The sequence below is a fragment of the Caldimicrobium thiodismutans genome, from assembly GCF_001548275.1.
In the GTDB taxonomy this organism is placed as follows: domain Bacteria; phylum Desulfobacterota; class Thermodesulfobacteria; order Thermodesulfobacteriales; family Thermodesulfobacteriaceae; genus Caldimicrobium; species Caldimicrobium thiodismutans.
Genome location: NZ_AP014945.1, coordinates 1665383 through 1678431, shown reverse-complemented (window position 1 = coordinate 1678431; position 13049 = coordinate 1665383). Strand labels below are relative to the sequence as shown.

14 protein-coding genes are annotated in these 13049 nt (G+C 40.2%); 6 read left to right on the top strand and 8 right to left on the bottom strand.

What is annotated here, in order from left to right; translation table 11 throughout:
- Window positions 1-5: 5 nt before the first annotated feature.
- The 6 genes from rpsJ to THC_RS08350 all read right to left on the bottom strand — a co-directional run bounded on the left by rpsJ (window position 6) and on the right by THC_RS08350 (window position 5097).
- Window positions 6-317, bottom strand: a complete 312-nt coding sequence (gene rpsJ, locus THC_RS08375) for a 30S ribosomal protein S10 (protein ID WP_068516071.1) — start codon at window positions 315-317, stop codon at window positions 6-8.
- A gap of 21 nt (window positions 318-338) precedes the next feature.
- Window positions 339-1538, bottom strand: a complete 1200-nt coding sequence (tuf, locus tag THC_RS08370; RefSeq protein WP_068511825.1) for an elongation factor Tu — start codon at window positions 1536-1538, stop codon at window positions 339-341.
- Between the two features lie 21 nt (window positions 1539-1559).
- Window positions 1560-3641: an elongation factor G gene (gene fusA, locus THC_RS08365; RefSeq protein ID WP_068516068.1), complete on the bottom strand. Its 2082-nt coding sequence runs from the start codon at window positions 3639-3641 to the stop codon at window positions 1560-1562.
- Between the two features lie 88 nt (window positions 3642-3729).
- Entirely contained in the window at window positions 3730-4203 is a 474-nt protein-coding gene (rpsG, locus tag THC_RS08360; protein WP_068516066.1) for a 30S ribosomal protein S7, read from the bottom strand.
- 16 nt (window positions 4204-4219) lie between these two features.
- Complete coding sequence (gene rpsL, locus THC_RS08355; RefSeq protein ID WP_068516063.1) at window positions 4220-4600, bottom strand: 30S ribosomal protein S12; 381 nt, start codon at window positions 4598-4600, stop codon at window positions 4220-4222.
- A gap of 92 nt (window positions 4601-4692) precedes the next feature.
- The gene (locus THC_RS08350) at window positions 4693-5097 is read right to left on the bottom strand and encodes a CBS domain-containing protein (protein WP_068516060.1); all 405 of its coding nucleotides are present in this window, start codon (window positions 5095-5097) and stop codon (window positions 4693-4695) included.
- Between the two features lie 393 nt (window positions 5098-5490).
- On the opposite strand from THC_RS08350, the gene THC_RS08345 reads away from it, so the two are divergent.
- The 4 genes from THC_RS08345 to THC_RS08330 all read left to right on the top strand — a co-directional run bounded on the left by THC_RS08345 (window position 5491) and on the right by THC_RS08330 (window position 9317).
- Window positions 5491-7290, top strand: a complete 1800-nt coding sequence (locus tag THC_RS08345; protein ID WP_068516057.1) for a triose-phosphate isomerase — start codon at window positions 5491-5493, stop codon at window positions 7288-7290.
- Complete coding sequence (locus tag THC_RS08340; RefSeq protein WP_068516054.1) at window positions 7280-8494, top strand: TolB family protein; 1215 nt, start codon at window positions 7280-7282, stop codon at window positions 8492-8494. The genes THC_RS08345 and THC_RS08340 overlap by 11 nt, the downstream gene beginning before the upstream one ends.
- An 11-nt stretch (window positions 8495-8505) precedes the next feature.
- Entirely contained in the window at window positions 8506-8931 is a 426-nt protein-coding gene (locus THC_RS08335; RefSeq protein ID WP_068516051.1) for a hotdog fold thioesterase, read from the top strand.
- 197 nt (window positions 8932-9128) lie between these two features.
- A complete protein-coding gene (locus THC_RS08330; RefSeq protein ID WP_068516048.1) occupies window positions 9129-9317 on the top strand; it encodes a tautomerase family protein in 189 nt (62 codons plus the stop codon).
- Here THC_RS08330 and THC_RS08325 read toward each other — a convergent pair.
- Window positions 9284-9859: a FumA C-terminus/TtdB family hydratase beta subunit gene (locus THC_RS08325; protein WP_068516045.1), complete on the bottom strand. Its 576-nt coding sequence runs from the start codon at window positions 9857-9859 to the stop codon at window positions 9284-9286. The two genes, THC_RS08330 and THC_RS08325, sit on opposite strands and share 34 nt — an antisense overlap.
- Complete coding sequence (locus tag THC_RS08320) at window positions 9850-10305, bottom strand: RrF2 family transcriptional regulator (RefSeq protein ID WP_068516042.1); 456 nt, start codon at window positions 10303-10305, stop codon at window positions 9850-9852. The genes THC_RS08325 and THC_RS08320 overlap by 10 nt, the downstream gene beginning before the upstream one ends.
- 327 nt (window positions 10306-10632) lie before the next feature.
- Here THC_RS08320 and THC_RS08315 point away from each other — a divergent pair, with 327 nt between their 5' ends.
- The gene (locus THC_RS08315) at window positions 10633-11679 is read left to right on the top strand and encodes an Rpn family recombination-promoting nuclease/putative transposase (protein WP_068516039.1); all 1047 of its coding nucleotides are present in this window, start codon (window positions 10633-10635) and stop codon (window positions 11677-11679) included.
- Window positions 11680-12087: 408 nt separating this feature from the next.
- On the top strand, window positions 12088-13044 hold the full coding sequence (locus THC_RS08310) for a magnesium transporter CorA family protein (RefSeq protein WP_068516036.1): 957 nt from the start codon (window positions 12088-12090) through the stop codon (window positions 13042-13044).
- Window positions 13045-13049: the final 5 nt, after the last annotated feature.

The window sequence follows — 13049 nt, the reverse complement described above, 5'->3', positions numbered from 1 at the left end:
TAACCCTAAGTCTTTATTTCAACCTCTACCCCAGCAGGTAATTCCAACTGCATTAGGGCATCAATGGTCTGCTGAGAGGGTTCTAAAATTTCAATCAGCCTTTTATGGACCCTTACCTCAAATTGTTCTCTTGAATTCTTGTCAATATGGGGAGACCTCAAAACCGTCCACCGGCTAATTTTAGTTGGCAAAGGAATAGGGCCTACAATTTTTGCTCCTGTCTCCTTAGCTGTCTGCACTATATCTACAACAGATTTATCAAGCACCCGGTGGTCATAGCTTTTAAGTTTAATCCTAATTCTTTGTGAGTATATCATTTCTGGAACTCCTCACCTCTTTTATTCTATAATCTTGGTTACAACTCCAGCTCCAACCGTCCTTCCTCCCTCTCTCACCGCAAACCTCAATCCCTCCTCCAACGCTACCGGCTTTATTAACTCCACCTCAAACTCCACATTATCTCCAGGCATCACCATCTCCACTCCCTCCGGTAAACTCACTACCCCTGTAACATCCGTTGTCCTAAAATAAAACTGTGGCCTGTATCCATTAAAAAAAGGTGTATGCCTACCCCCCTCCTCCTTCTTCAATACATATACCTCTGCCTTAAACTTCGTATGCGGCTTTATCGTCCCAGGTTTCGCTAATACCTGACCCCTCTCCACATCATCCTTCCCAACTCCCCTCAACAACACCCCCACATTGTCTCCAGGTAACGCCTCATCCAGTATCTTCCTGAACATCTCAAGACTCGTTGCCACCGTCTTTATCGTTGGCCTTAACCCTACTATCTCCACCTCCTCTCCAGGCTTCAATACCCCCCTCTCCACCTTTCCTGTCACTACCGTACCCCTACCACTTATACTAAACACATCCTCAACCGGCATAAGAAATGGCTTATCTATATCCCTAACTGGCTCAGGTATATAATCATCCATCGCCTTCACCAACTGCCATATCGCCCCACACCACTGACACTCCTCCTTTCCACACCCACACTCAAGCGCCTTCAAGGCACTACCCCTTATCACTGGCACCTCATCCCCAGGAAATCCATACTTGCTCAATAACTCCCTCACCTCAAGCTCAACTAAATCAAGTAACTCCGCATCATCCACCATGTCTATCTTGTTCATAAACACCACCATCGCTGGAACATTCACCTGACGAGCAAGTAATACATGCTCCCTCGTCTGCGGCATAGGCCCATCCGTTGCCGCAACCACAAGTATCGCTCCATCCATCTGCGCTGCTCCTGTTATCATGTTCTTTATATAGTCCGCATGCCCCGGACAATCTATATGCGCATAGTGCCTCTTATCACTCTCATACTCCACATGGGCAAGCTGAATGGTTATTCCACGCGCCTTCTCCTCAGGGGCCTTATCAATGCTATCAAAGGGTATCCACTGGGCATACCCCTTCGTAGATAAAACCCTGGTTATTGCACTCGTTAATGTGGTTTTACCGTGGTCAATGTGTCCTATTGTTCCTACATTTAAGTGGGGCTTCTTACGCTCAAATTTCTGCTTGGCCATAGCTTTTCCTCCTAAATGTTTTTATCCTTTAGCTTTCTTTATTATGGCTTCTGCCAGATGGGCTGGCACTTTTTCATAGTGATCAAATTGCATGGTAAAAGTGCCTCTTCCCTGAGTTAAAGACCTCAGGGTAGTAGCATAGCCAAACATCTCCCCTAAGGGAACAAAGGCCCTAATTACTCTAACATTACCCCTCATATCCATTCCTTCAACCCTTCCTCTTCTTGAAGAAAGGTCCCCCAGAACCTCACCAAGATATTCCTCGGGCAGGACAACCTCAACCTTCATAATAGGTTCCAATAACACAGGATTTGCTCTTTTGCAAGCCTCCTTAAATCCCATAGAACCTGCAATAGCAAAGGCAAGATCTGAAGAATCCACTTCATGATATGATCCATCAATCAAGCGAATCTTAGCATCAATTACTGGATAACCAGCCAGAACCCCTTCCTGAGCCGCCTCCCTTACACCCTTTTCAACAGAGGGGATAAACTCCTTTGGGATAACTCCACCCACGATTTCAGAGACAAACTCAACTCCCTTTCCAGGATTTGGCTCAACAATTAACTTAACATGTCCATATTGTCCACGTCCACCCGTTTGTCTAATATATTTACCTTCAGCCTCAGCAGAGGCTGTAATAGTCTCTTTATAAGCTACCTCTGGCCTTCCCACATTTACACCCACTTTAAACTCTCTAATCAATCTATCCACAATAATTTCCAAATGAAGCTCTCCCATTCCCCAAATCAAGGTTTGCCCTGTCTCATGATTGATTGAAACCCTAAAAGAGGGGTCTTCAAGGGAGATCTTTTGCAAAGCAAGAGATAACTTTTCCTGATCAGCCTTGGTTTTTGGTTCAACTGCAACTGAGATAACTGGCTCAGGAATCTCAAGCTTTTCAAGCTCTATAGGGTTAGCCTCATCACAGAGGGTATCTCCAGTTGTAGTAACCCTTAGACCAAGAGCCGCAACAATGTCTCCAGCTGCTGCCCCTGTTATCTCTTCTCTTTGATTGGCATGCATTCTCACAAGTCTTCCGATCCTTTCTTTTTTTCGTTTGGTAGAGTTATAAACATTCATTCCAGTCTCAATCCGACCTGAATAAATCCTTAAAAAGGTTAAGGTCCCCACAAAGGGGTCTGTCATAATCTTAAAGGCAAGGGCAGAAAGAGGGGCTGATGGATCAGTATGTCTTTCCTCAACTTCACCGGTATTAGGATTAATACCCTTAACTGGAGGGATATCAAGAGGTGAAGGAAGATAATCCACAATAGCATCAAGTAGAGGCTGCACTCCTTTATTCTTGAAGGCCGATCCACAAAGCACTGGGACAAGCTTTAGCTGACAGGTAGCCTCTCTAATAGCCTTCCTTATCTCACCTGGGGAGATTTCCTGTCCCTCAAGATATTTTTCCATTATCTCATCATTAACATCTGCAAGCTTCTCAAGCATCATGATTCTGTATTCTTCAGCCTGATCCCTTAGATGGGCTGGAATTTCTTCGTCATGGAATTTAGCTCCCAAAGTCTCTTCTTCCCAGACAATAGCCTTCATCTCTATGAGATCTATTACTCCAACAAAGGATTCTTCAGCCCCGTATGGAATCTGTAAAGGAAGGGGATTAGCCCCAAGGCGAGCTTTCATCTCCTCAAGAACTCTGTAAAAATTAGCCCCCAATCTATCCATTTTATTGACAAAGGTAATACGAGGAACCCTGTATTTATCCGCCTGTCTCCAGACTGTCTCTGACTGAGGCTCAACTCCTCCTACCGCACAGAAGATCACCACAGCCCCATCAAGAACCCTTAAACTTCTCTCTACTTCAATAGTAAAATCCACATGTCCTGGGGTATCAATGATGTTAATTCTGTGATTTCGCCAAAAGGTGGTTGTGCAGGCAGAGGTAATAGTAATGCCCCTCTCCTGTTCTTGAATCATAAAATCCATAACCGCTGTGCCTTCGTGCACCTCACCGATCTTATAGGTCTTACCTGTATAGTAAAGGACTCTCTCTGTAGTTGTAGTTTTCCCTGCGTCAATGTGCGCAACAATTCCAATGTTTCTGGTGGTCTTCAAAATTTTAAGTTCCTCAGGTGTCATAACCTCACCTTTCCTTAGTTTTTCTAAAAAATAATTATTCCCCTTATCAAAGAAAAGGGGAAATTCTAAAACTCAGACCCTTACTTAATTACCAGCGAAAATGGGCAAAAACCCGGTTAGATTCTGCCATACGATGGGTATCTTCCCTCTTCTTTATGGCAGCACCTTTTTCATTATAAGCATCCCAAAGTTCATTGGCAAGCCTTTCAACCATAGTTCTTTCACTACGGGCTCTGGCTGCATTAATTAACCACTTAATAGCCAGAGAAATCTGACGATCAGGCCTTACCTCCACAGGCACCTGGTAGTTTGCACCACCAATTCTCCGAGATCTGGTCTCAATAAGGGGTTTAACTTTTTCTACAGCGGTCTCAAAGATTTTTAAAGGCTCTTCCCCACCAGATCTTTCCCTCAGGATCTCCAAGGCGGAATAAAAAATCTTACGGGCAGTATTTTTCTTTCCATCTCTCATTAAATTATTAATAAATTTAGCCACCAAAACACTTCCAAACTTGGGATCTGGTGGAACTATTCTTTTTGGGACTGGTCCTTTCCGTGGCATCTTTTAATTACTCCTCTTATTTGGTTGTTTTAGGTCTTGGTGTTCCATATTTGGAACGGGATTTCTTTCTGTTTTGAACACCAGCAGCATCAAGGGTTCCTCTAATAATCTTATATCTGACACCAGGTAAATCCCTAACACGCCCTCCTCTTACAAGGACAACAGAATGCTCCTGAAGGTTGTGCCCAATTCCCGGGATATAAGCAGTCACCTCAATACCATTAGTTAGCCTGACTCTGGCTACCTTTCTTAAAGCGGAGTTTGGCTTTTTAGGTGTAACAGTATAAACCCTTACACAAACTCCTCTTTTCTGAGGATTGCCCTGTAAGGCAGGGGATTTAGATCTCTTTTCCTTCTTTTTTCTTCCCAGCCTAACTAATTGGTTAATGGTTGGCATTTTTCTTTTCCCTCTCCTTTTTTCCTAAAAATTGACAAGCCCTTTATATACAACTTTTTTCTAATCTGTCAAGAGGCTCAACTTAAAATTTATCAGAAGGCAAGCTCTCTTAAAAGGTCTGAAGCAGTAATAATTCCTACAGGCATAAATTTGCCTATGCTTGAAGGACTTACAACAAGTAATCTATGAACCTTATGGGCAAACATCTTCTGAGCTGCCTCCCTCAGGGTCGCACTACCCTCAATGGTATATGGTTTGGGACAGAGTAAATCTTCTGCGGATTTTTCCAAAAGCTCTTTCCCATATTTCTTTAAACCTGACAAAAGATCCGTTTTACTGATTATCCCGAGAAATTCACCGTTATCAGCAACCACGATAACCGCTGAAATCCTGTTATTAAGCATAGTTTCAACTATTTCAGTTACAGAAGCCCTTTCTGAGACAGTGAAAAGAGTTCTACTCATGACATCTGCTACCCTTTTTTCTTCAACCCTCATGCTATTACTCCTTTTAAATTTTTAAAATAATTATAACAAATTTTTTAAAAAGAAAAAGGGCTGCATAAGTTCAGATCCTTACAAGAAAAAAGGAAGGGTGGTAAAAGAGGAATTAGATATCTATACAAGGAAGGCTTTACAAGTCTGTAAAAGTAACACAGGCAATCTTGCCTGTGGAGGCAAATTACACTCCAATGTATGAAAGAAACACAGACAAGAATGTCTGTGCTACAACAGACCCACAAAAAAATTCAAGGGGTATAAAATTTTAAACCCTTACTATTTAAGTCTCAAAAGACCTGGACTCAAACATAAGCCTTGACAAGATGTCTCCTCTTGTTTATTTTATGATTTAAAACCAATTCACATCAATTTCTTCAAAGGAGGTGTTTTGTGCTCAAAATAAGACCAAAAAAGGAGAATTTTTGTCTTGTAGAAAAGGAAAATCCAGAGCTATACAAAGAGCTTTTTCCTTATATTGAGCCTCCGAGGATCTTTTTTGATGGCAAATATATTCCTCCTCAGCCACCTGCCCAAATTTATATTACCGATACCACTTTTAGAGACGGTCAGCAGGCAAGGACTCCTTATACTCCTGAGCAAATTGAAGCCCTTTATAAATTTTTACATCGTTTGAGTGGCCCCAAAGGTATAATTCGCAAGACCGAGTTTTTTCTCTATACCCCCAAGGATAGGGAAGCCTTAGAGAGATGTCTCTCCTTGGGTTATCCCTATCCAGAAATTACAGGCTGGATAAGGGCTAAAAAAGAGGATCTAAACCTTGTCAAAGAGGCAGGACTTAAAGAGACCGGTATGCTTACCTCCTGTTCAGACTATCATATTTATCTCAAACTTGGGAAAACAAGAAAACAGGCTTTAGAGGACTACTTAGCTGTTGTTAAAGAGGCCCTTTCTTATGGAATAAAACCCAGATGCCATTTTGAGGACATAACCCGCGCGGATATCTATGGATTTGTTATTCCCTTTGCTATTGAGCTTATGAAACTAAGGGAGGAGAGTAAAATTGATATCAAAATTAGGCTCTGTGATACCCTTGGGGTTGCTGTTCCCTATCCAGAAGCGGTTTTACCAATAAGTGTTCCCAAACTTGTAAGGGCCTTTATTGATGAGGCTGGAGTTCCAGAGGAACTTTTAGAATGGCATGGACACAACGATTATTATAAATCAGTGATTAATGCAACTGCAGCCTGGTTATATGGCTGTTCCTATGTTAATACCTCTCTACTTGGTATTGGTGAAAGGACCGGAAATACCCCTCTTGAAGCCATGGTCTTTGAATATATTGCTTTAAAGGGAAGCCCTGATGGAATGGATACAACTGTTATAACAGAGATTGCAAATTACTATAAGACGGTATTACATGAAAAAATTCCTTTTCGTCAACCCTTTGTGGGAGATGACTTCAACGCTACTCGGGCAGGAATTCACATTGATGGTCTCATCAAAAATGAAGAGATCTATAACTCCTTTGATTCTGTAAAAGTCTTAGGAAGGCCAATTCATATTATCATTACCGATAAAAGCGGAACTGCTGGAGTGGCTTACTGGGTAAATACCTATCTTAATCTCCCTCAGGAGAAAAAAGTTGATAAAAAACATCCAGGGGTCGTGAAAATATACAAAAAAATTCTTGAACAATATGAGAGGGGCAGGATTACCTCTATTTCAAATGAAGAGATGCTTGCCCTTACTAAAAAGTATATTCCAGAACTTTTTGAGTCTGAATTGGATCATCTCAGAAATTATGCCATCAATCTTATAAGCAAACTCATTGAAGAGTTTGTCCAGGAAAGGGATATCATTTCCCTTGAGGTTAAAAGAATTAGACCCCTCTTTGAAAACTTTCTTGACGAGCACCCTTACATTCAGTTTATTTACATTGTTGATACTGAAGGGAAACCAATTTTTGGTCTTACTAAGGATTTAGAATACAAAAAAGAGTTTGAGAGGCTTTTTGCTACCGAGACCTTTGAGGATAGGGAATGGTTTATCAAGCCCCTAAAAACAGGTAAAACCTTTGTCTCCAAATTTTATACTTCAAGAATTACAGGAAGTCTCTGTATAACAGTTTCTGCTCCTATCCGTAATGCAGAAGAGGAAATCATCGGGCTTCTGGGAATGGATATCCGGTTTGAGGATCTCGTCAAGATGGAAAGCGAAAATGAAACTTAAACTTTTGATTTTATTGATTTTTCTCATAAATCTGGCCTTACCTTCGGGATTTGCCCAAAATGAGGGAATTATTACTATTACCCCTCAGAGCTATTCTAAAGTTATTATACGAATTCCCCCTTTGGAAGGTGATTCAGGAGATAATGCCGGGGAGCTATTAAGGAATCTCTTAAACTATCACCTTTTTTGTCTGGCTTTAAAAGAGCCCCCTCTTACCGGATTCAAAAACAAAGAATTTTATCTCAAAGGAAAAATAACCTCCTCAGAGAGATTTTTTAATTTTTCAGGGGAACTCTGGGATGTATATGAGAATAAGCCCCTCAAAAAATATTCTGCAGAGGGTTCATCTCTTGAAAGATTGATTTATGCTATAGCGGATCAAATTATTCAAGATATTTCCCCTTATAGAGGGGTAAGTGAGACGCGCTTTGCCTTTGTTAAGCGCACCTCAACCGGGGACAACCTTTATATCATGGACTTTTCCAAAAGGAATCTCCGTAAAATTCGCTCCTCTGATTTAATCCTTTTTCCTAAGTTTTCAGGAAGTGGGAAGCAATTAGCCTATATTGTTTATGAAAGGGAGCACTATTTTTTGGAAATTTATTCCTTAATCACCCGGGAAAGAAAAAAGCTTGAGGTGAAGGGACTTAGCTCTGCCCCCCTCTGGTTGCCTGATGAGAAAAGCCTCATTCTTACGCTTGGTAAGAACGATGAGATAAATATCTACCAATTTTTCTTAGAAACTCAAAAATTAATCCCCCTTACCTCAGGAAAGGGTGTTCATCAAGCCGGTAGTCTCTCTTCTAATGGAAAATATCTGGCTTATGTAGCGGACACTTCAGGGAGACCTCAGGTTTATCTTTTAAATCTTGAGACCTTAAAGCCCCAGAGAATCTCCTTTGAAGGCAAGCATAATACAGCCCCCCGTATTTCTCCCAAAGGAAATCTGCTCCTCTATGTCTCATCAAGTGGAGGAGATAGAACCCTTGTTTTATACAACCTTAAAACCGGAGAAAAAAAGAGCCTTTCAATACCTTACACTTTAACCGATCCTTCCTTTTCCCCCTCTGGAGACTTTCTTATCTTCAAGGGGAAGGGAAAAAAGGGAGGGGGCATCTATCTAATGCATCTTGATTCTCTCCTGATTTATCCCTATCTACCATTTGAAAATCTCTATTATCCGGACTGGGGAAAACTTTTTTAAAAGGAGTCTTTATGGAAGAAAAGACCTATGAAAAGGTAAGAGATCATATTTACAAAAATGATAGACTTTTTGCTTTTCTCGGGGCTGAGGTAACAGACATGGGAGAGGGTTTTGCTGAGGTAAGCATGACGGTTACAGAAAATCATCTGAATGCAGCAGATGTTTGTCAGGGGGGTGTAATTTTTACCTTAGCAGATTTAGCCTTTGCCTTAGCCTCTAATTCCTATGGCACTTTAGCCTTAGCTATAAATGCCACTATAAATTACTTTAAACCAGCCAAGATAGGAGATACTTTAAAAGCCAGAGCAGAAGAATTCAACCGGGGAAAAAGTCTTGCCACCTATCACATTACCATCACCAAAGAGGGAACTAATGAAAAAGTGGCCTTTTTTACAGGAATGGTTTACCGCTTTGATAAATCCATTTTTTCTGAATAGGAGTCTGCTATCCCTTACTCCATCCTCCCATTTGGCAACGACTTTTAACCCAACCAAGCTTTTGAGAGTTGAGGGACAGAGGGACAGACTCCTAATAGGGCTTTTAAGCTTAGGTGCTATGGAGTTTTTGTCCCTCGTTTTTTTAATAAGCAAAGGTGAGATGCTAATATTATAAATATTTGTAGGAGGAAATTAATATGCCCATTGTTAAAATTGAGCTTTTTTCAGGTAGAAGCATTGAGATCAAGAAAAAGATAGCTCAAGAGATTACAGATATTCTGGTTAAGAATTTAAATATCCCTTCTGAGGCAGTAATAATTATTTTTGACGACATTGAAAAGCACAACTTTGCTCAAGCTGGAAGACTGGCTGAGGAGAGTTCATAAAAATCTGTCCCTAAGGTGTCAATACCTACTATTGCTGGAAAGTTTTCAACCTTGATTCTAAAAAAGGCTTCCGGACCAAGTTCTGACCAAGCTATAGCTTCAACTTTTTTTACAAATTGAGACAGATAAGCTCCTGCTCCTCCAAAGGTAATAAAATAAACCCTCTGGTAGGTCCTGTGAAGTGTTCTTGCTAAAGAGCCTCTTTTACCCTTACCCATGGTTGCAGAAATACCAAGCTTAAAAAAATTCTCAAGAAAGGGGTCCATACGAGAGGAAGTTGTAGGGCCACAGGCACCAATTATTTTCCCTGGAGGGGGTGGTGTGGGCCCTACATAGTATATTAGCTGGTTAGTAAAATCAAATTTGAAATCACCCTTTTCAAGGGCAGACAAAATCCTTTTATGAGTAGCATCCCTTCCACAGAGTATCCAGCCAGAAATTTGAAGCATCTCACCAGCTTTAAGATCCTGCAAAAGGGAGCTATCCTCAAGAGGAAAAATCAGCCTTTTTCTTTCTGAAGCTGATATCATCCTTAAAAACATTTAAGAGTAACAGATTCAGCAAACTTTTCTCTTTCTTGAGAACTCATGGTCTTAATAAGATCAGCAAGTTTAACATTTTTAAGCATGCACTCTATATACTGGGCAAGTCTTCTCCAGATAGGGAAGGCTACACATTCATCCACCTCGTCACATCCTTCAGAGGGATCAATACAAGAGGCTACACATACAGGACCCTCTAAGGGCTCTAAAACATCGTAAAGGGTAATCTCATCAGGAGATTTCCTAAGGACATAACCTCCCCCTGGCCCACGAGAAGAACGAATAAGCCTTGCCTGTCTCAAACGATTAAGAATCTGAGCAAGATAGACCCTTGAAATCTTCTGTTTCTCTGAAATCTCATCCAGGGTAATTCCCTCTGGATAGGCTTTAGCAATTTCATACATAGCCCTTACCGCATACCGACCCTTCGTTGAGAGTCTAAACATTTTTAACCTCCTCCTTTGAATTTTAATATTTATTTTTATTTTTCATTAACATAATAAAATTTACGAAAATATCAAGACCCTCATTAAAGATTTCACAGAGCTTAAAGAACACAAAGAAAGGGCAAGAGTTCAGTATCCTTGTAATAGAATTTTGATGAACCTTAAACCAAAGGGGGAAATGGGGGATAAGTTCATATCCTTACAAGAAAAAGGGTGGTAAAAGGTAAGAGGTGAGAGGAGAAGTAGTAGAAAAATCCTCTTAAATCTCAAAAGATATGGACTTATACACTATCTTGAAATACCTCTAAATTCTGGCAAAATACCTCTATGTCAGGAAAGAAACCTCCTGTTCCCTATGACCTTTTTGCCAAGGCCTTCCTCAAAGACCCTGAAAACTTAAAAGCCTTCCTCTCAACCTTCCTCCCTGATCACATTAAAACTCATCTTGACCTTGACTCCCTTAAAATCATCCCTGAAGAACAGGTTTCCCTTTCAAGAAAAAAGCGAGAAATCCCAGATCTTGTTGCAGAGGTTAATCTCCTTAGTGAAGGTAAACCTTCAACCAAAGCCCATCTCTATATCCTCATTGAGCACAAAAGTGCACCTGATAAAAGGATTTACCTTCAGATTTTAAATTACATAACCGCATTAAATGAGAGGTCTCTCAAGGAGGGGAAGGGGTATGTGCCTGTTTTACCTCTTGTGTTTTATGAAGGGGATAAGCCCTGGGGCTATCCTGAAAGGATAGAGGAGATATTTTCAGTGCCAGAGGGGTTAAAGGGAGAACTTTTTAAGGTTCATGTGGTTGATTTAAAGAGGGTAGAGGATGATAAGATATTGAGGATATTTGATATCTTAGCAGGGCTTGGGTGTTATCTTTATTTAATGAAGGCGGAATCACTGGATTTTGAAGAGATAATTGAAGTTATTACAAGGGCGACAGAGAGATTAGTAGCAATAGGGGAGAAAGGAAGATGGGAGATGGGATTTTTGATTAGGATATCTGAAATAAAGTTCAGGGTTGACGGGGAGGTAATCTGGTTTAATATATTAGATAGTTGTGAAGAAGAGGGGGTAAAGATGGAGTTAAAGAGCTTTTGGGATAAAGTGGGAGAGAAGTTTTATAAGCAGGGAATTGAGCAGGGAATTAAGCAAGGGATTGAGCAGGGAATTGAACAGGGGATATATCAGGGATTAATACAGAATGCAAGGGAGCTTGTGCTTGAGGCCATAGAGGTGAAGCTCGGGTATGTGCCGGAGGAAGTGAGAGAGAGGGTGGTAAGAGAGGAGGATAGAGGAGTTCTTAAGGAGTGGCTGAGGAAAATAATTCTTGCGAAGAGCTCTGAAGATATCTTTAAACTCTTTGAAAGCTAATAATTTCATCAAATTTTATTTTTGCGTTTTCTATAAGCTTAGGTAAAAATTTGTAGGGGTTTAGAATTTTTAACCTTTACAACAAAAGCATTACCCCCAATTAATTAGTTCAAATTATCAATAGATTCAAAAGTTACTCCTTATGCAAAAATAAGGTCAAACCACTCAAACCACATACATTTCATCATCAATATATGGGCAGAATCAATGGAAGGGCAAATCTATAGCCACAAATGGGCAAACACATAAGGTTTCCCCTGCTGAAAATAAATATTATTCAAAAAGGATTGACTTAGATTGAATGTAAGGGCAGATTTATATCTCAAAAGACATAAACGCATACAAGGGGCTTGACACACTCAAAAAGAGAAGTTTAATAAGGAAAACTTTAACCATTTGTGGGTAGTTATGATTAGAGTTTATCGTTCTGAAAGAGGGCTTCTTGTTCCTGCTGAAAAGATTCAAGATGAGACCTGGATCTGTGTTACTACTCCAACTGAGCTTGAATTAAACTATCTGGAAACAAGGCTTAAAATATTTCCTGAATTTTTGAGATATCCCTTAGATGAAGAGGAAAGGCCTCGTCTTGAAAAAGAAGAACAGCAAGTACTTATGATTATTCGCATACCGGTTCCAGCTGGCTCAGGTCTCTATGTTAAATATGAGACCATTCCCATTGGTATCATAGTAACAGAAGAAAATATTATCACTATATGCTTGGTTGATCATCCTATTTTTGAAGACTTTATAGCCTTTGCCAACAAAAGTAAGACCTTTGACCTGGAAAAACCTGTAACCTTTCTCCTTAACTTCTTTTTTATGGCCACCAATCTGTATTTAAAATTTTTACGGCAAATTGATAAAGCCATTGAGGAATATGAGGAGGCCATTTTTAGAGCCTTAAGTAATGAAGAATTTTTGCGCATGCTCACTCTTGAAAAGACCCTTACCTATTTCAATACCTCTCTACAGGGAAATGATATGGTCTTAACCAAACTACAAAGTGGAAGATATTTAAGATTGACAGAGGAAGAACTTGAACTCCTTGAAGATGTTCAGATTGAAAACAAACAGGCTGTGGAGATGACCAAGGTCTTTACAAGTATTCTTGCCAATACCATGGATGCCTATGCCTCTATTATTAATAACAATGTCAATGTGATTATGAAGTTTTTGGCAAGTATAGCCATAATTCTTTCCATTCCTAACACTATTTATAGCCTATTTGGTATGAATATTCCCCTTCCTTTTCAGCAATTGGAACCTCTTAAAGAGAGCCCTCATGCCTTTTATGTGGTTAATGCTATAGTTATCGGTCTTTGTCTTTCCCTTCTCCTTCTCCTCAGAAAAAAACGCTATCTCTAAGGAGC

What these genes read in the sequence shown, in the direction of transcription:
- rpsJ (WP_068516071.1), bottom strand. Translation starts at nt 317, where the DNA reads ATGATATACTCACAAAGAATTAGGATTAAACTTAAAAGCTATGACCAC.
- tuf (WP_068511825.1), bottom strand. Translation starts at nt 1,538, where the DNA reads ATGGCCAAGCAGAAATTTGAGCGTAAGAAGCCCCACTTAAATGTAGGA.
- fusA (WP_068516068.1), bottom strand. Translation starts at nt 3,641, where the DNA reads ATGACACCTGAGGAACTTAAAATTTTGAAGACCACCAGAAACATTGGA.
- rpsG (WP_068516066.1), bottom strand. Translation starts at nt 4,203, where the DNA reads ATGCCACGGAAAGGACCAGTCCCAAAAAGAATAGTTCCACCAGATCCC.
- rpsL (WP_068516063.1), bottom strand. Translation starts at nt 4,600, where the DNA reads ATGCCAACCATTAACCAATTAGTTAGGCTGGGAAGAAAAAAGAAGGAA.
- THC_RS08350 (WP_068516060.1), bottom strand. Translation starts at nt 5,097, where the DNA reads ATGAGGGTTGAAGAAAAAAGGGTAGCAGATGTCATGAGTAGAACTCTT.
- THC_RS08340 (WP_068516054.1), top strand. Translation starts at nt 7,280, where the DNA reads ATGAAACTTAAACTTTTGATTTTATTGATTTTTCTCATAAATCTGGCC.
- THC_RS08335 (WP_068516051.1), top strand. Translation starts at nt 8,506, where the DNA reads ATGGAAGAAAAGACCTATGAAAAGGTAAGAGATCATATTTACAAAAAT.
- THC_RS08330 (WP_068516048.1), top strand. Translation starts at nt 9,129, where the DNA reads ATGCCCATTGTTAAAATTGAGCTTTTTTCAGGTAGAAGCATTGAGATC.
- THC_RS08325 (WP_068516045.1), bottom strand. Translation starts at nt 9,859, where the DNA reads ATGTTTTTAAGGATGATATCAGCTTCAGAAAGAAAAAGGCTGATTTTT.
- THC_RS08320 (WP_068516042.1), bottom strand. Translation starts at nt 10,305, where the DNA reads ATGTTTAGACTCTCAACGAAGGGTCGGTATGCGGTAAGGGCTATGTAT.
- THC_RS08315 (WP_068516039.1), top strand. Translation starts at nt 10,633, where the DNA reads ATGTCAGGAAAGAAACCTCCTGTTCCCTATGACCTTTTTGCCAAGGCC.
- THC_RS08310 (WP_068516036.1), top strand. Translation starts at nt 12,088, where the DNA reads ATGATTAGAGTTTATCGTTCTGAAAGAGGGCTTCTTGTTCCTGCTGAA.